Annotated in this window: 14 protein-coding genes and 1 pseudogene; 6 read left to right on the top strand and 9 right to left on the bottom strand. The window is 73.6% G+C overall.

Translation table 11 applies throughout. From position 1 onward, the window contains the following. Positions 1 to 67 precede the first annotated feature (67 nt). The 7 genes and pseudogenes from K7472_RS03685 to K7472_RS03655 all read right to left on the bottom strand — a co-directional run bounded on the left by K7472_RS03685 (position 68) and on the right by K7472_RS03655 (position 8,909). Positions 68 to 1,267 carry a M20 family metallopeptidase gene (locus K7472_RS03685; RefSeq protein WP_222973807.1) on the bottom strand — a complete coding sequence of 400 codons (1,200 nt, stop codon included), beginning with the start codon at positions 1,265 to 1,267 and terminating at the stop codon, positions 68 to 70. A 191-nt stretch (positions 1,268 to 1,458) separates the two neighbouring features. Further along, positions 1,459 to 3,294: a glycosyltransferase gene (locus K7472_RS03680; RefSeq protein WP_222973804.1), complete on the bottom strand. Its 1,836-nt coding sequence runs from the start codon at positions 3,292 to 3,294 to the stop codon at positions 1,459 to 1,461. A 284-nt stretch (positions 3,295 to 3,578) separates the two neighbouring features. Further along, positions 3,579 to 4,484 carry an ABC transporter permease gene (locus tag K7472_RS03675; protein ID WP_222973802.1) on the bottom strand — a complete coding sequence of 302 codons (906 nt, stop codon included), beginning with the start codon at positions 4,482 to 4,484 and terminating at the stop codon, positions 3,579 to 3,581. Continuing rightward, the gene (locus tag K7472_RS03670; RefSeq protein WP_222973801.1) at positions 4,481 to 5,677 is read right to left on the bottom strand and encodes a hypothetical protein; all 1,197 of its coding nucleotides are present in this window, start codon (positions 5,675 to 5,677) and stop codon (positions 4,481 to 4,483) included. Before K7472_RS03670 ends, K7472_RS03675 begins: the two co-directional genes overlap by 4 nt. Next, the gene (locus K7472_RS03665) at positions 5,674 to 6,645 is read right to left on the bottom strand and encodes an N-acetylneuraminate synthase family protein (RefSeq protein WP_222973800.1); all 972 of its coding nucleotides are present in this window, start codon (positions 6,643 to 6,645) and stop codon (positions 5,674 to 5,676) included. Before K7472_RS03665 ends, K7472_RS03670 begins: the two co-directional genes overlap by 4 nt. 108 nt (positions 6,646 to 6,753) lie before the next feature. Then, positions 6,754 to 7,539: pseudogene (locus K7472_RS03660) on the bottom strand (acylneuraminate cytidylyltransferase family protein); the annotation flags it as partial. Beyond that, the gene (locus tag K7472_RS03655) at positions 7,536 to 8,909 is read right to left on the bottom strand and encodes a DUF6716 putative glycosyltransferase (RefSeq protein WP_308013752.1); all 1,374 of its coding nucleotides are present in this window, start codon (positions 8,907 to 8,909) and stop codon (positions 7,536 to 7,538) included. The gene K7472_RS03655 and the pseudogene K7472_RS03660, both read right to left, overlap by 4 nt. Positions 8,910 to 9,119: 210 nt before the next feature. Between K7472_RS03655 and K7472_RS03650 the strand changes: the two genes are divergently transcribed. The 3 genes from K7472_RS03650 (at position 9,120) to K7472_RS03640 (ending at position 12,894) form a co-directional block, all read left to right on the top strand. Next, on the top strand, positions 9,120 to 10,184 hold the full coding sequence (locus K7472_RS03650) for a glycosyltransferase family 2 protein (protein ID WP_222973798.1): 1,065 nt from the start codon (positions 9,120 to 9,122) through the stop codon (positions 10,182 to 10,184). 95 nt (positions 10,185 to 10,279) lie between these two features. Beyond that, entirely contained in the window at positions 10,280 to 11,656 is a 1,377-nt protein-coding gene (locus tag K7472_RS03645; RefSeq protein ID WP_308013778.1) for an alpha-2,8-polysialyltransferase family protein, read from the top strand. Beyond that, entirely contained in the window at positions 11,653 to 12,894 is a 1,242-nt protein-coding gene (locus tag K7472_RS03640) for an acyltransferase family protein (RefSeq protein ID WP_222973793.1), read from the top strand. The genes K7472_RS03645 and K7472_RS03640 overlap by 4 nt, the downstream gene beginning before the upstream one ends. A 296-nt stretch (positions 12,895 to 13,190) precedes the next feature. On the opposite strand, the gene K7472_RS03635 is transcribed toward K7472_RS03640, so the two are convergent. Beyond that, a complete protein-coding gene (locus K7472_RS03635; protein ID WP_222973792.1) occupies positions 13,191 to 14,174 on the bottom strand; it encodes a hypothetical protein in 984 nt (327 codons plus the stop codon). Between the two features lie 374 nt (positions 14,175 to 14,548). Beyond that, entirely contained in the window at positions 14,549 to 15,169 is a 621-nt protein-coding gene (locus K7472_RS03630; RefSeq protein WP_308013751.1) for an RNA polymerase sigma factor, read from the bottom strand. Between the two features lie 574 nt (positions 15,170 to 15,743). Here K7472_RS03630 and K7472_RS33635 point away from each other — a divergent pair. From K7472_RS33635 to K7472_RS03615, 3 genes are all read left to right on the top strand, one after another. Continuing rightward, complete coding sequence (locus tag K7472_RS33635) at positions 15,744 to 16,214, top strand: 2-oxo-4-hydroxy-4-carboxy-5-ureidoimidazoline decarboxylase (protein WP_252395077.1); 471 nt, start codon at positions 15,744 to 15,746, stop codon at positions 16,212 to 16,214. A gap of 255 nt (positions 16,215 to 16,469) precedes the next feature. Next, a complete protein-coding gene (gene sdhC / locus K7472_RS03620; RefSeq protein WP_109451516.1) occupies positions 16,470 to 16,850 on the top strand; it encodes a succinate dehydrogenase, cytochrome b556 subunit in 381 nt (126 codons plus the stop codon). Positions 16,851 to 16,852: 2 nt separating this feature from the next. Then, positions 16,853 to 17,338, top strand: a complete 486-nt coding sequence (locus tag K7472_RS03615; RefSeq protein WP_109451508.1) for a succinate dehydrogenase hydrophobic membrane anchor subunit — start codon at positions 16,853 to 16,855, stop codon at positions 17,336 to 17,338. The last annotated feature ends 15 nt before the right edge of the window (positions 17,339 to 17,353 follow it).

Here is a 17,353-nt window from a genome sequence, read left to right as displayed (position 1 = left end):
GGGCGGGGGCCAGGCCGGGGGCCGGGCCTCCCGGCGCTCCGCGGGAGGCCTCGGCCGTGCCGCGTCCTCAGCCGTGCAGGGCCGTCGCCGTGAAGAGTTCGACGCCTACGCGGATCGCGTTCTCGTCGGCGTCGAAGTCGCCTCGGTGCAGGTCGCGGATGGCCGGGTCGCCGGGGGTGCGGACGCCGAGGCGGGCGAGCGCGCCGGGGACGTGTTCGAGGTACCAGGAGAAGTCCTCGCCGCCCAGGCTCTGTTCGGTGTCCTCGACCGCGTGGGTGCCGAAGCGCGAGACCATCGCGTCGCGCAGCAGCTCCGCCGAGGTCTGCTCGTTGACGACCGGGGGGACGCCGCGGTGGTAGGTCAGCTCCCACTTGGCCCGGTACATCGCGGCGATCTGGTCGATGACCTCGTGGATGAGGTCGGGCGCGTCCCGCCAGGCGGTCAGGTCCAGGCAGCGGACGGTGCCCTCCAGCTCGGCGTGCTGCGGGATCACGTTGCAGGCGTGGCCGGCCTGGATGCGGCCCCACACCACCGACAGGCCCGCGCGCGGGTCGATCCGGCGGGCCAGCACCGCGGGCAGCTCGGTGGCCATCTTGGCGGCGGCGGTGACCAGGTCGGTCGTCAGGTGCGGGCGCGCGGTGTGGCCGCCCGCGCCGTCCACCGACAGCACCAGGCGGTCGCAGGCGGAGGTGATGGGGCCGGTGCGCAGGCCGATGCGGCCGACCTCGACCTTGGGGTCGCAGTGCACCGCGAGGATGCGGTCGACGCCGTCCAGCGCCCGTGCCTTGATCACGTCGAGCGCGCCGCCGGGCATGGCCTCCTCGGCGGGCTGGAAGACCAGGCGGACCGGGCGGGTGAGCCGTCCGGCGGCGGCCAGAGAGGCCAGCACGATGCCGGTGCCGAGGACCACGGTGGTGTGCATGTCGTGACCGCAGGCGTGGGCCTTGCCCTCGTGCGTCGAGCGGTACGGCACGACCTTGGTGTCCGGGATCGGCAGCGCGTCGATGTCGGCCCGTAGCGCGAGGCGTGGACCGCCGTCCTGTGGACCGATGTCGCAGATCAGGCCGGTGCCGGGAAGCTCGCGCGGGGTCATCCCGGCCTGCTCCAGACGGGCCTTGATCGCGGCCGTGGTGCGGAACTCCTGGCGGGACAGTTCGGGGTGCATGTGCAGGTCGCGGCGGAACTCGACGAGCTCGGCGAAGAGCTCGTCGGTCAGGGCGCCGGACTCCGGAGTTGAGTGGTCCACCCCCGACAGCGTAGGACTCATGACCACTCCCGAGTAACGTCGTTGGCGAAAATTCCAGCCCGTGAGACCAAAAAAGTTCCCGCGTCGCGCATACCCTGACACGGCGTGGGTATTGCCACCCTTTAGGCCTACACGAGCCCCACCTTTTCCATGGTGGACCAACGAGCAACCTCACGCGCGGCAACGGGTCCGGATGGCGGACACCTGCTCGACTACGCTCGGTGACCGATCTCGTCCAGAAGCCCGGCGTAGAGCGCCAGCAACGGTGCCGCCTGGGTCTGCCAGCACCACTGCCGCAGCACGCCGGAACGCTCGTAGGCGCGGCGGTAGCGCGGCGGGTTCGTCAGCACCGCGCCCACCGCGCGCACGAAGTCGGCGGTGTCGGCCGCCCGGAAGACCTCGCCGTTGCCGGTGGCCAGGGTGGCCGCGGCCATCGCCCGCACGTCGCTGACCACGACCGGCAGCCGCGCGTGCGCGTACTCCAAGTACCGGGTGGCGACGTGCGCGTACTCCAAGTACCGGGTGGCGAGGGTGACTTCGTGGTGCGGCAGGTGGTGCACCGGGACCACCCCGATGTCCGCGCTCGCCAGGAACGCGGGGACGTCCTCGGGCGTTGTGTAGGGCAGGACGTGCAGGCGTGCGGCGACCCCCAGCTCGCCCGCCCGGTCGACGAGGTCGCGCACCCGCTCGTCGCCGGGATCGGGCACCACGAAGGCGGCGTGCAGGTCGTACAGCTTGGGCAGCGCCTCGACCGCGGTGAGGAGGCCGCGTTCCGGGGCGACGCCTCCGCTGTGCACCAGCAGGGGGACGTCCGGCCCGAGCCCGCAGGCGGCGCGCACCCCGCCGCAGGCGGCGACGGTCGGGACCGCCGCCGGGGCGACCGTGCCCGCGGGCACGCGAGCTGAAGCGGCTGCGCGTGCGGAGGAGGCCGCGCGTGCGGCGGTGACGGCGCGGGCCGAGGCGGTCGCGCGTGCGGAGGAGGCCGCACGCACCGAGGCGGTCGCCCCTGCTGAGGTGGTCACCCGTGCCGCGGAGGCGGTCGCGCGCACCGCCGAGGCCGCCGACCGCGCTCGCGCGACCGGGGCCGACGCGTGCGCGTGCACCGGGGTGTCCGCGTGCGCCGGCGCGTTCAGGACGACCAGCGGCGGGCGGGCCGGCCGGAGGCGGGCGGCGAGGTGGTCACCGTAGGCCGCGCAGGCGGTCACGACCGCGTCGGCCTCCTCGGCGTGGGCGCGTTCGTCCGACTCGCGGGCCGCCGCCGCGCGCCGGGTGGCCGCCGGGGTGAGCGCCGAGCAGTCGGTCGCGTCCCAGATCACCCGCACCGTGCGCCCGGCGGCCTCGGCGCGCACCGCCGCGCGGACGGCGACGCCCAGCGAGCGGCGGCCGCGCGCATGGATCAGGTGCGGGCGGCACGCGTCCAGCACCGGCCCGTACGCCGCCTCCAGGTCGAGCAGCGACGGGTCGAGCCGCCGCCAGGCCCGCCTGCGCGCGGTCAGCCTGACGAACGCCGTCACCACGTCGTCCAGCGCACCGGTCGGCGTCAGGCGGCGACGCACCGCCGCCTCGTACTGCGCGGCACGCAGGCGCGTCCAGGCCCCGCGGACGGCGTGCCCGAGCCGGGCGGCGGCGTGGATGGCGCGCGCCACCGCCTGCCTGGACAACGGCCGGTACCGCACCGCGAGTTCCGCTTCCCGGGTACGAAGTGTCCGGTCCCGCACCGCGAGCCGCGCGGTGCGGTGGCGGTGGGTCTCGGCGCTGCGGTACGCCAAGGGCCAGCGCAGGCCGGGCCTCGGCCGCGCGGCGCGGTGTCCGGCCAGGGTGCCCGGCACCTCGACGCGGCGCACCGTCACCCCGGGCAGCGCGGGAGGAGGGCTGTCGTCCGCCCTGCCGACCAGCGTCACGTCGTACCCGGCCGCGGCGGCGGCCCGGGCGACGCGGTGCGCGCGCGAGTCGTGGCCGAGTGCGGCGCTGTCCGAGACCACCAGAACGCGCGCGGCCGGGCGCCGGGCGGGCGAGGCCGTGCCGTCCAAGGGCGATGTGCTCCCCATGGGAGCAGACAACCCGACACCGGTGATCGGCCGATGACCCGGGCATGGCGCGCCGCTGAACGCCACGCGGAGGCTTTCCGCCGCCGAAGGCCCGACCGCGGCGCCCACCACCACGTACGCGTCACCCGTCACCGACGCGCCGCCCGCCGTCGACGCTCCGCCCACCACCCCGTACGCGTCACCCATCATCGTCGCTCCGCCCACCACCACGTACGCGTCACCCGCCGTCGTCGCTCCGCCCGCCACCCCGTACGCGCCGCCATCGCCCACGTACCGCCCCCGTCTCAGCCGCGCCCGTACTTGTCCTCCGCCTGCCAGCACACGACCAGGCCCAGGGCCAGGGTGAAGAACGCCCAGAAGAAGGCGAGCGGCCAGATGTGCGGGGTCAGGCCGCCGTAGCCAGCCAGCAGGCAGTGGCGGGCCAGTTCGATGTAGATCGCGCCGGGATTGGCGTCCATCAGGACCTTCACCACGTGCGGCGCGTGCGCGACGACCTTGGAGACGCTGTAGAAGACACCGCACAGGTACATCCAGGTGCGCAGCAGCCACGGCACCAGCTCGCCGATGTCGTGGTTGCGCGAGCCGACGCGTGCCATCAGCATCGAGCAGCCGAAGTTGAACAGCGTCTGGAGCGCCATCGCGGGGATCAGCAGCAGCCAGCGTGCCCTGATCGGTTCGCCGGTGGCCAGCACCACGGTGAGCACCACGCCCATCGACAGCAGCAGTTGCTGGAGCTGGATGAGGGTCGCCGACAGCGGCAGGCAGGCACGCGGGAAGTGCACCGCGCGCACCAGGTCGAGGCGGGCGGAGATCGACCAGGTGCCGGTGGCGATCGACTCGCGGGTGTAGGTGAACACGAAGACGCCGACGGTGAGGAACGCGATGTAGTTGTCGCCGGTGCCGTCGGTGCGCTGGAGGAGTTCGCCGAAGATCAGCCAGTAGACGAAGACGTTGAGCAGCGGCGTCAGCACGTGCCAGATCTGGCCGAGTCTGGCGGTGGTGTAGAGGGCGGTCAGGCGGGCGTGGGCGTACTGCGTGGTGAAGTGCCGCCGCGACCACAACTCCCGTACGTACTCCGCCAGTCCGGGGCGGCGGGCGGCCGGGGCGAGTCCGTGGCGGGCCACCAGGGCGTCGACCTCGGCGTCGGTCAGTTCCGCCGGAGCGAGGTCCGTGTCGAGGGTGAGGGTCACGAAGTCACCGCCGGGAGGATGGAGTTGGTGAGCGGGTTGCGGGCCGTGCCCAGGCCGTGCCTGCTGCGGGCGGCCTGGGTGATGCCGGACAGGAAGCCGTGCGCGCGCGGCGAGGCGTGGCCGGTCAGCCAGGACGGGTCGACCTCCAGGACGTCGACCCGCACGCCGGTGCCGGCCAGCGCGAGCGGCAGGGTGTGCACCACGGTGGAGGGGAAGCTCAGCAGCCGCGAGCCGATCGGGCCGCGCCGCGCCACGAGTTCCAGCGGCAGGTCGGGCCGTACGATCTCCAGCCCGGTGCGGCGGGACAACTCCCGGAGTTTGTCCTCGCGTTCACGGCGGTGCGCGAAGTAGCGGGTGGCGCCGCCCTCCTCGGCGATGGCGGCGACGGCGGCGAGATAGCGGTCGTGGTCGACCACGCCGGACTCCACCAGGGAGGTGCCTATCAGGTCGGCGCCGTCGCGCAGCTTCGGCGGGCCGAAGCGCGCACGCGTCCACTCCAGCCGGTTGGGGCGCACCACGGCACCGGGCGGGGCGGTCACCGGCATCGCGCTGAACAGCTCGATGCCGGTGCCGCGCCCGGCGGTCAGACGGCGCCTGGCGTGCGCGGCGAACGCGGCGAAGGCCAGGTCGCGGGGACCGCGCGAACCGCCCGCCCGGTGCCAGCGCACCAGCCGCCTGCCCTCGGCGATCAGCGTGGCGAACTCCATGGTCGCCGTGCCGTCGTCGATCACCACCAGCTCGCGGGCCCGGCTGAACGGCAGCAGCGCCTGCACGAAACGGGAGAACGGATCGCCCAGCACCAGCCGCGAGGCCCGCATCAGCGAGGGCGCCAGGCCCGCCAGCGTGCGCAGCGGCCCGGCGGAGGCGGTGCGCGGCTCGCACCAGCGCACCGCCAGCCCCTCGTCCCGGGCGAGTTCGGCCATCCGGCGCAGCTGCCCCCGGCTCATCGGGTCCCGCGGCGGCAGCACGACGACCGTGCAGGCACCGGGGGCGTCGTCGCCGGAGCCGACGGCGTCACCAGAGGCGTCGGCGTCAACGGAACCGTGTGCAGCGGCGTCAACGGAACCGCGCGCGTCGGCGAACCGCGGCCCGCCGCGTTCCGCGTGCGCCCACTCCAGCAGGTTGAGCAGCTGTACGGGCGACTCGACCAGGGCGAGGGTGCGCGCCGGGGCGTCGGCGTCGGCACCGGTCACGCGTTGACCGGCTCTCGGCCCTGCTCCTCGGCCCGGCCCGCGGCCTCCGACTCGGCCCGCGCCTCCGCCTGCGCGACGACGCCCTGGACCCGGCGCAGCTTGCGCATCGGCCCCAACTCGCCTTCGTAGACCCGCTTGACGCCGTCGCCGAGTGAGGTCTCGACGATGCGGATGTCGCGCACCAGGCGCTGCAGGCCCGGGGTCTCCACGGAGGCCGCCTGGTCGGAGCCCCACATCGCGCGGTCGAGGGTGATGTGCCGCTCGACGAAGACCGCGCCGAGGGCGACGGCGGCCAGTGTGGTCTGGAGGCCCACCTCGTGGCCGGAGTAGCCGATCGGCACGTTGGGGTACTCGGCCTGGAGGGTGTGGATCATCCGCAGGTTGAGCTCCTCGTGCTTCGCCGGGTACGTGGACGTGGCGTGGCACAGCAGGATGTTGTCGCTGCCCAGCACCTCGACCGCGTGCCGGATCTGCTTCGGGGTGGACATGCCGGTGGACAGGATCACGGTGCGGCCGGTCGCCCGCAGGGCGCGCAGCAGTTCGTCGTCGGTCAGGCAGGCCGAGGCGACCTTGTGCGCGGGCAGGTCGAAGTTCTCCAGGAACTCGACGCTGGGCACGTCCCACGGCGAGGCGAACCAGTCGATGCCGCGCTCCTTGCAGTACGCGTCGATCGCGCGGTACTCGTCCTCGCCGAACTCCACGCGGTGGCGGTAGTCGATGTAGCGCATCCGGCCCCACGGGGTGTCGCGCTCTATGTCCCACTGGTCGCGCGGGGTGCAGATCTCGGGGGTGCGCTTCTGGAACTTCACCGCGTCGCAGCCTGCGTCGACGGCCGCGTCGATGAGCCGGTAGGCGTTCTCCAGCTCGCCGTTGTGGTTGATGCCGATCTCACCGGTGACGTAGACGGGCCGGCCGGTGCCGACGACGCGCTCGCCGAGAGTGCGCAGGCGCTGGGGTGCGGGGGTCATGGGGACGGGTCCTTTCGATGGGGGGTGCGGTGCGGCAAAAGGGCTTCGGGGAAAGGGAGTTCAGTGGGCGGTGGCGGAGAGCGGGGAGTCGGCGGGAAGCGGGGAGGCGGCGGGAAGCGGGGAGGCGGTCGGGAGCGGGGAGTCGGTCGGGACGCCGTCGAGCAACGGCGCCAGGGCCCGGGCCCGCGCCAGGTCGTCCGGCTCGTCGATCTCCAGCACGCGGGCGGGGTCGGTGCGCACCAGCGCGGTCCTGCCGAAGAACCGGTGCCCGGCCTCGCGGAAGCCGTCGACCCGCATCGCGTACGCCGCGCCGGTCTCCAGCAGGTCTTCGGGGCGGTCCTGGCGGCGCGGGCGGACCGCCTTGTCGTGGTTGACGCCCACCGCGTCGTGGTTGACGCCCACCGCCTCACCGCCGCGCCCCCGCGGGGAGCCGCCGTCCACCCGCCACATGAAGCCGTGGAACGGTGCCGCGGTCAGCGCGCTGTCGGCGCCCTCGTGGACCACGGCGGCCGCGACCGCGTCGATCTCGTCGGCGGTGACGAAAGGGCTGGTGCACTGTACGAGCAGGACGACGTCCACGCGGCTGCCGTGCATCGCCTCGTACGCCTCCAGCGCGTGCAGGACGGCGGCCTCGCTGGTGGCGGTGTCGCCCGCGATGGCGGCCGGGCGGGGCACGACGTCCGCGCCGGCCGCGCGGGCCGCCTCGGCGATGCCAGGGTCGTCGGTGGTGACGACGGTGGCGCCGACCAGCCCGGCACCGAGGCAGGCCCGGACCGCGCGGGCCACCAGCGGGACGCCGCCGACCGGTTGGAGGTTCTTGCCCGGTACGCCCTTGGAGCCGCCGCGCGCGGGGACGACGGCGAGGACGAACGGGGTCGTGGGCGTGGCGTTCACAGTTCTCCCAGGCGGCGGATGACGGGAGCCACGCGCTGCACGCCGTGGCGGTAGGCGGCGCGGGCGGCGTTACGGGTGAACTCCCGCGTGAGGCGCCGCACTTGCCCGTCTTCGGCAGGCGGCGCGGTTCCCACGGGGCGCCCTTGCGGGTCGAGTCCGTGGCGGGCGAGCACACCGGGCAGGTAGGCGGGGGCGGTGCGGGGGGTGTAGTACGGGCGCGGGGGCGGCAGTTGGCCTGCGGCGGCGAGGTCCTCGACGCGTTCGCGCACCAGGCGGAACGGGTCGTCGGCGCCGACCCCGTTCGCGCGCAGCCAGTCCGCGTCGGCGCGCGGCAGCAGCCCGTCGTCCAGCTCGTCCCAGGAGGCCAGGCACCCGGAGCCGGTGAAGTGGTGGTTGCCCAGCGCCTCGCGCACCCCGAAGTCGGTCAGCACGGCGGTCGGCATGCCCCGGTGCATCGCCTCCAGGGCGGCCGTCGAGGAGACGGTGACCAGCAGGTCGGCGCGGTCCAGCACCTCGCCCATCCGCCCGTAGACCAGGCGGACGCCTGGCGGCAGCGGGGGGTCGAGGCGCGCCGCGAGGCGTTGCAGCGGGAACTCCTCGACGTGGGTGGTGTGTTCGCCCGGCTTGCTGCGCAGCTTCACCAGCACGTCGCGGTCCGGGTGGCGCTCGGCGTGCCGGGCCGCGCGGCGCAGCAGGTACGTGCGCTCCTCGCGCGAGGCCGGTACGGAGGGCTGGGCGGCGAAGACCACGGTGAAGCGGCGCGCGGCGTCCGGGCCCCGGTAGGGGGCGCCGTCGAGGAACGGCAGCGCGGCCTCGGTCACGCAGGAGGCGTCGGCGCCCACGCCCTCGTAGACGTCGCGGAAACGGCGGGCGTCCTGCGGGCTGTTGGCGATCACGACGTCGGCGCCGTGCCGCAGCAGCAGGCCGTCCGCCAGCTTCTCGTAGACCACGCCCACGTAACCGGTGACGGTGACCGGCCGGGGCCGAGGCGCCTGCCCCCAGACCCGCGCCAGCCCGTGCAGCGCGGCCTGGACGGTCCCGCCCACGCAGGCGAGCAGGACGACACCGGGGCCGCCGGAGTCAGGGTCGCTCGCGGCATCGTGGTGACCGCCACGAGCCCCCGCCTCTGCTTCTGCCTCCGCCTCCGCCTCCGCGAGGAACTGACGCATCGTCACTTCCCGCAACGAGTCGGCGGCGATACCCAGTTCACTCAGCTGACGGGTCGTCGGTGTCGCCCGACCACGCAGCAGCCGTCCGTCGAGCCGGGCCTCCGGCGCGATACGGCGAGCGGCCAGCGCACCCCATTTCCAACGCGTGTCGGAATCCGCGAGCACGGTGATGTGATGGATCTGATCGGGACTTACGGGCACGACGCAGACCGTAGGAATCGAATCGGAGCGCGGGGCATACGAAGTCGCAACAAACGGTTAACAGACCGCCGACGAACGGGGCTCCGGAATACCCGTAAAGATCATCGGGGAGAAGGCCCGGACCGGGTTCACGGCGCTGCCACACGTCGTTCACCGACTGGCCCGCGCACCGCAATCCCGTGTGGCCGCCCGCCCCCTACCGTTCCGCGGGTGGTCAAGCTCTCCGTCATCGTGCCGTTCTACAACGTGCAGACATTCGCGCCCGACATGCTGAGAAGCCTGGCATCGAATGCGCGCTCCGATTTCGAATTCATTCTTGTGGATGATTGTTCGACCGACCGGACCCCGGAGATACTGGAACGTGCCGTGGGGAAGGGCGGACTGCCCGGCGCCCGTCTCGTACGGCACGAGCACAACCGCGGTCTCGCCACCGCCCGCAACACCGGTCTCGACGCGGCCGAGGGTGAGTACCTGGCCTTCCTCGACGGCGACGACTGGCTGGCGCCCGGCTACCTGGAGCGCCTGCTGACCGGGATCGAACGGCTGGGCTGCGACTTCGTGCGCACCGACCACGTGCAGTGCACCCGCGCGGAGCGCACCCTCCACCGCGTCCCGCACGGCCGCCGTGGCGAGGTGCTCGACCCGCGTGACGCCATCCTGCCCGCGCACACCTCGACCTCCGTCGACTACCCGTACGCCTGGGCGGGCATGTACCACCGCAGGCTGCGCGAGGCGGGGCTGCTGCACTTCCCCGACGGGCTGCGCACCGCCGAGGACCGGCCGTGGATCTGGCGGCTGCACCGTGAGGCGGACTCGTTCGCCGTGCTCGGGCTGCTCGGCGTCTTCTACCGCCGTGGCGTGGCGAGTTCGCTCACCCAGATCGGCGACGTGCGGCAACTGGACTTCATCCGCTCGTTCGACCAGGTGCTCGCCGAGACGGCGACCGACGCGCGGGCGGCGGAGTTCCTGCCGAAGGCGGTGCGCACCTACTGCGCGATCATCGCCCACCACCTGTCCAACATCGACCGCTTCGAACCGCACGTCGCCCGCCGCCTGCGCACCCTCAGCGCGGCGGCCCTGCGCCGCATGCCGCAGGACCTGCTGCGCGACGCCCTCGACACGATGGACCTGGACCGCACGGTCCGCCTCAGGCGCCTGCGCCTGGTCGACCGCCTGCGCGCGGGCGGCACCGTCGGCCGGGGCGCGGGCGGCGCCCGGAGCGCGGGCGGCGGCCGGAGCGCGGGCGCGACGCGCAACGAGGAGGAGGCGGCGTGACCGCGAAGGAACCGCAGGCGAAGACCCCCGGCTCCGGACCACAGGCCCCGGCGGAGCCGACGGCACCGGGATCCGGGAGCGGGACGCGCACCCAGATCTTCCTCGCGTCCACCCTCTACGGCACCGCGACCCTCGCGGCCGCCCTCGACGCGGGCCTGTTCCGCCCGGCCGACCGCCGCATCCTCCTGGTGAGCAACAACGCCGCCGTCCCGGAGACCACCCGCCCCCTGAACGAGGCCCCCGGCTTCAGCGCCCTGCGCGACCGCTTCGACGAGGTCATCTCCTGGAACGAGGCCATCTCGCCCTTCCACCCCAGCGGCTGGTCCCCGCGCCCGGACGACGTCCCCCTGTGGGAGCGTCACCTGCGTCTGCTGTGGAACCTCCAGGACACCGAGGTCGAACTGGCCGTGGAGTCGATCCAGGTCGAACCCGCTCTCGCCCTCGTCCAGCTCTTCCCGGCCGCACCCATCGACGTCTACGCGGACGGCCTGATGAGCTACGGGCCGACCCGCAACAAGCTCGACCTGCTGGTCGTCACCCGGGTGCGCCGCCTGCTCCACCTGGACCTGGTCCCCGGCCTCACCCCGCTGCTGCTGTCGGAGAGCAGGGTCCGCCCGCACATCGTGCCGACGCCCGCGGTCATGAAGGTGCTGGCCCAACTCGCCGCCGTCAACGAGCCGTTGACCGCCGCCGCGACGGCCGCCGACCCCGGCACCGGGTCCTCGGGCCCGGCCCTGCTGCTCGGCCAGTACCTCTCCGCACTCGGCATCCTCACCGCCGACGAGGAAGAACGCCTCCACCTGCGCATGCTGCGCGGAGCGGTCTCCCGCGGCCACCGGGCGATCGTCTTCAAGCCGCACCCGACCGCCCCGGCCCGCTACTCCCGCCTGCTGGAGAAGGAAGCCGCCGAACTCGGCGTCGAGTTCACCGTGCACGACGAACCCGTCCTCGCCGAAGTGCTCTTCCAGAACCTGCGCCCGGCCCTGGTCGTCGGCTGCTTCTCCACCGCGCTGCTGACCGCCTCGGCCCTGTTCGGCCTGCCGGTCGCGCGCACCGGGACCGAATTGCTGCTGGAGCGCCTGGCCCCCTACCAGAACAGCAACCGCGTCCCCGTCACCATCGCCGACGCGCTCCTGCCCCCGCTCACCCCGCAGGACCGCCCCGCGGCCACGCCCGACGGCACGCCGCTGCCCGTTCCCCAACTCACCGCCCTGCTAAGGGCGGTGGGCTACTGCATGCAGTCCAAGGCCTATCCCCGGCTGCGCGACGACGCCATCACCTACCTGACCCGGCACCTCGACGCCCACACCCGCGTCTACTTCAAGCGCCGCCGCCTCACCGCCCTCGCGCTCCCCGGCGGCGTCCCCGCCCAACTGGCGTTCCTCCCCCGCAACCGCACCGTGCGCCGCGCGGTCCGCCGCGCCCGCCACGTGCTCAGGCCCCGCGTCCCCCGCCAGGACCCCGCCCGATGACGCCGGCAGCGGAAGGCGGCGCCGAGGGCGCGATAGCCGCGGGCGCGATATCGGCGGGCGCGAGCGGCGGCACGGATGCGGGCGCGGGCGGCGGTACGAGCGCGGGCGCCGGTTCGTTCGGGGAAGGCCGCAGGGCGGCGGGGCGGCGGCTGCGCGCTCTGGACGGACTGCGGTTGATCGCCGCGCTCGCCGTCTGCGCGTACCACTACGCGGGGCGCGGAGGCGACATCGCACACGCCTGGGGAGCCTCCGCGCACACCCTCTTCCCCACCCTGTCCGGCCCGTTCTCCTACGGCTGCCTGGGCGTTCAGCTCTTCTTCGTGATCAGCGGGTTCGTGATCTGCATGAGCGGCTGGGGCCGCACTCCGCGCGCGTTCGCCGCCTCCCGCGCGGCACGGCTGCTGCCCGCGTACTGGATCGCGATCCTGCTGATCACCGTCGTGTTCGCGCTGCCCTGGGTCCCGTTCCGCCCGGTCTCCCCCAGCGACCTGCTGACCAACCTGACGATGCTTCAGATGCCGGTCGGCGCCCCCCGGGTATTGGGGGTCTGCTGGACCCTGTGGGCCGAGTTGCGCTTCTACCTGCTGTTCGCGCTGTTCGTCCTGTGGCGCGGTGCCGGACGCCGCCAGGTCCTCACGTTCTGCGTGCTGTGGACCGCGGCGGCGGTGATGGCCGACGGATCCCACCAGCCGCTGCTGAAGCTGGTGTTGATGCCCGAGTACGCCCCCTTCTTCGTCGGCGGCATGGGCCTGTACCTGGTACACCGGTTCGGGCACGACGCCGCGAGCTGGTCGGTGGTGGCGGTCGGCTGGCTGCTGGGACAGCACTACGCGGTGAGCGAGATGGTGGCGCCGCGCACCGCCCACGTCTTCCACCACCGCGGCCAGCTGACGGTCATCGCCCTGGTCACGCTGTCCTTCGCCGCGGTCGCCGTCGTCACCCTGACCCCGGTGAGCCGCGTCGACTGGCGCTGGCTGACCACCGCGGGCGCCCTGACGTACCCCTTCTACCTGGTCCACGAACACCTGGGCTGGGTGCTCATCGACGCCCTCCGGCACGACCTGCCCGGACGCGCGCGGCCGCCCGCCTGGGCCGTACTGCTCGGCTGCGCCGCGAGCATGCTGCTGCTCGCCTGGCTGCTCCACGTCCTGGTGGAACGCCCGCTCACGCCCCGGATCAGGCGGGCACTGCTGAAGTCCGCCGGTCCGCCGACGCCCGCTCTGCCTCCGGCCCCTTGACGCCCGCCCGTCGCCCTCAGGGGGCCGACAACCGCGCCACGCGGCAGAGGAACGGGAAAAAGCCTGTCGACGCGGGCGGGGCGGGGGGAAAGACGCCCCGCCCGCGTCAGGCGCGGACTTCAGGCCGGTAACGGGGGAACCGGCACGCCCGCGGGTCGATGACCAGTCGACCCACCATGCTCTGCGCCGGGTGGCCGGAAAGTGTTACACCGGCCCACGGGCGCGGGCGCGCGGCGACTTCGGACGGTGCCCGGGCGGGGCGAGGAGGGGCGGGAAGCCGGGTGGGCGTGCCGTGGTCAGTGACTCAGCAGGGTTCCGGGCAGGCTGCCGAGACGCTTCGGAACGTGGCCGTGCCCACCGCCGCCGTCGCCCCCGGAACCGTTGGATCCGCCACCGACAGGCGGCTTCCCGCCAGATCCGGCGCCGCCGGAGCCCGGTCCGCCCCAGCCCTTGCCGCCCGAACCCTTGCCCGGGGAGCCCGGGGCCCCGCCGACCGGGGCGTTGCCCGTCGGGAGCGGGTCGAGGTGCTTGCCGCAGTAGGCGTCGAAGGCCTGCTCGGCCGCGCCTCCGGCCAGTTGCTGAAGAAGGCGCTGCTGCGCGGCGCTGCCGTGGCCGTTCCTGACGGCGAGGTAGGCGGCGCAGAACGCGGCGGCGTCACGCGCACCGGAGCCGCCCTTGCCCCACTGCTCCGGCGGGAGGAGGGTTCCGGACGGCAGGCCCGACGAGTCCGGAGAGCCCGGCGACGAGTGGGACGGCGTCGGGCCCGTGGAGCCCGGACCGCTCGCGCCCGCGCTCGGCGAGACGGGCAGCCCGGAGGAGGACCCGGTCGGCAGCGGTGTGGAGGGGGACGCCGTTCCGCCGAGGGATGGCGAGGCGGAACCGCCCGACGCCTCGGGCACCGGATCACCGCTGCTGAACGGCGACGGAATGACACCGGTCCCGGCCGCTGCGGCGACACCGCCCACCAGAGCGGTCGCGGCGAAGGCGGCCGCCACCGCGACCTTGGCGGAGCCCGTCAGCCCCCGCAGCCCGTTCCACCCGCGACGCAGGCCGAAGCGTCCGCCCGGTGACGGGTTCGGGAAGGCGCCCGTGGTCGCCGCGGCCACCCCAGCCGTCGCGGTCGCCGCGTTCGCCGTGGCCGCCGCGTTCGCCTCGCGGAAGGCGGCCAGGGCCGCGGACTCACGTGCCGGGTCGATCGGGACGGCGTCGACCTCGGCGACGGCGGCCGTCAACAGCTCGTTCAGCCCTGTCAGTCCACGCTTCTGTGCATCGTTGGGCACAAACCCATCATTTCGGGTGACATCGATGGCAGGGACGGCGGACGCGGCGCCGGCAACGACGTCAGGGGCGGCGTCGGACTCGACGCCGGGGGCGGCGTCGGCAGCACCCGGCGCACCCGGCGCGCCCGCCTCTGCTGAACCGTTACGGCTGGTCGGACCCGCGCCCGCGCTCCGGGAGCCACCTGCTGCGGCGGCCACGGGGTCGGCCGACTCGTGTCCGGGGTCGGCCGACGCGCGCCCGGGACCGACCGGCTCGCGTCCGGGGTCGGCCGACGCGCGCCCGGGACTGACCGGTTCGTGTCCGGGGTCGGCCGACGCACCGCTCAGCAGACGCTCGGCGGTTTCGTCGTCCAGCCATTCATGGCGGCTTCCGCTCATCTCACGTCCTTCTGCGTCGGCGCCCCCGCAAACGTCACACCGTCCGACGCAGTGTCGTCCTCCAGTAGTTCCGCCAGCCTTCGCAGCCCCCGGTGCGCCGAGGTGCGTACCGCCCCCGGCCGCTTGCCCAGCACCTGCGCCGCGCTCTTCGCGTCCAGGCCGACGACCGCGCGCAGCACGACCGCCTCCGCCTGGTCGGCCGGCAGCCGGGAGATCAGGGCCATCGCCCGTCCCGTCGCCAGCGAGGCGAGCGCCTCGTCGGCGGTGTCCGAGCGGTCGGGTATGCCGTGGAGCACGGTCTCGTCGCCACCGGGCAGCGGGCGGCGGCCGACCTTGCGTATGTGGTCCAGCGCGCGGTTGCGCGCGATGGTCGCCGTCCAGCCGCGGAAGCGGTCCGCGTCGCCGGTGAACCGGCCGAGGTCACGCGTTATCTGCAACCACGCCTCGGACGCGACGTCCTCCGCGTCCGCGTCGCCGACGAGCGTGCGCACGTAGGCGAGGAGCCGGGGGTGGACGGTGCGGTAGACCGTGCGGAACGCGGTCTCGTCGCCGTGCTGGGCGGCGGCGACGGCAGCCGTCACCCGCTCGTCGTCCGTGTCCTGGTCCGCCCCCGCCACGTGCCTCATCATGCCTGATCCGAAAGCTTGCGCCGAGTGCCCGTACCTGGGCGGTGTGACACTTTCCCGGCCTTGGACGCTGACTGGAATAAGCGACGCGCACGAACGGCACGCGCCGCGAGAGGGTGGCCGGGGAAGCTCCTGTGGGGGGAGGCGACTCCGGCCGCCTCTCACTCTTCTGCCTCATAACCGGTTGAAACGTCAACCTGTGAGCCGCAAGTGGACGCCGACGGTCCACGCGCGATCCCGGCCGTCACCGTTCCGGTGGCCCGCCCCACGTCCACCCCACGCGACGCTCCCCTCCCGTACGAGTGAAATTCGCGCATCTGTCGGTCAGCTCCGCTCATCGCCCGATACGTTGGTCGGGCCGCACGGTGCCCCGACACCACCAGCCGCACACACCCAGCAGCCGCACACATCCGGCCACACACACCTGGAGCCGAAGCTGGCCAGCGACCTCCCGGCGGTCCCGCACGCCCCGTGCGGCGCGACGTCGGCCCCGCTACCCGCGCAGAGCCGCGGGGCCACGACGCCTGCCGCTCCGCCGCCGGTCCGTCCCGCGCGGGAAGCGCGCCTGCGCACGGGTCTCGCCCGTCTCAACGCCGCGGCCTCCGGGGAGGCTGAGCGCATGCTGCTGGACTGCTGCGCCAGCGGACGCTGGGCCCGGAGGGTGGCGGACCACCGCCCGTACCGCGACCTGGGCACGCTGCTGGCCGCCGCCGACGAGGCCGCGTACGACCTCAACCCGTCCGATCTCACCGAGGCGCTCGCCGGTGAGTGCGCGCAGCCGCTGCCGCCGACCAGTGGCGGGCTCGCCGCCCACACCGCGCTGAGCGCCGCGCACGCCGAGTACGAGCGGCTCTTCGGCCACGCCTTCGTGATCAGCCTCGACGGGGTCGACCCCGAGGAGCACGCCAACCACGTGCTGGCCGGCATCCGCTCCCGCCTGGGCAACAACGTCGAGGAGGAGCGCAACATCGCCGCGGCCGAGCTGCGCGCCCTGGCCCGCGCCCGCCTCAGCGCCCTCGTCCACGCCGACGCCTGAAGCCGCGACCGCCTGAAGCCGCGCCCCCGAAGCCGCGACCGCCTGAAGCCGCGCGCCCCCGAAGCCGCCTCCATACACCCCGCTCGACCCGCTCGCGTTCACCCGCTCGTGCGGGATCGATCACACCTGACCGACCCCGGACGCGAGTACCGACAACGCGTCGCTACGATGTCCAGGGCCGGTGGACCATACCCGGCCGGGCCCGACCGACAGTGAAGCCGGCAGGTCCCTAGTCCCGTAACCGGAGGGTTTTCCGTGCCGGCTGGAACGCTGTACCGCGGCCGGGAAGGAATGTGGTCCTGGGTGGCTCATCGAGTCACCGGCGTCCTCATCTTCTTCTTCCTGTTCGTACACGTCCTCGACACCGCGCTCGTTCGTGTCTCCCCGCAGGACTACGACAAGGTCGTCGCGACCTACAAGAACCCCGTCGTGAACCTGCTGGAGTACGGCCTGGTCGCGGCCATCCTCTTCCACGCGCTCAACGGCCTGCGCGTCATCGCGGTCGACTTCTGGTCCAAGGGCCCGAAGTACCAGCGGCAGATGCTGTGGTCCGTGGTCGGAATCTGGATCGTGCTGATGGCCGGGGCGTTCTACCCCGTGCTCCAGCACTCGCTGCGCATTCTGTTCGGGAGCTGAGGATGTCTGCCGATACCCCTGTCGACGCCGTGGAACTGACCTCCACCAGCGGTGCGAGCGCCTTCTCCCCGGACAACCCGGCGCCGGTCATCGAGCCGCCGCGCGCCCGCACCAAGCGCACCCCGCGCGCCACCCGCACCAACTTCGAGCTCTACGGCTGGCTGTTCATGCGGCTGTCGGGCATCGTGCTCGTGGTGCTGGTCCTCGGCCACCTGCTGATCCAGCTGGTGCTGGACGGCGGCGTGAGCAAGATCGGCTTCGCGTTCGTCGCCGGTCGCTGGGCCAACCCGTTCTGGCAGCTGTGGGACCTCACCATGCTGTGGCTGGCGATGCTGCACGGCGCCAACGGCCTGCGGACCGTCATCAACGACTACGCCGAGCGGGACGCCACCCGCAGCTGGCTGAAGGCGTTGCTGTACACCGCCACGGCGTTCACCGTGCTCCTCGGCACGCTGGTGATCTTCACCTTCGACCCGAACATCCAGTAGATCCGGGGCTGACGC

The sequence above is a fragment of the Streptantibioticus parmotrematis genome (assembly GCF_019890615.1).
Lineage (GTDB): Bacteria > Actinomycetota > Actinomycetes > Streptomycetales > Streptomycetaceae > Streptantibioticus_D > Streptantibioticus_D parmotrematis.
The sequence above is the reverse complement of the archived record's forward strand: the minus strand, read 5'-3'. Positions and strand labels throughout refer to the sequence as shown.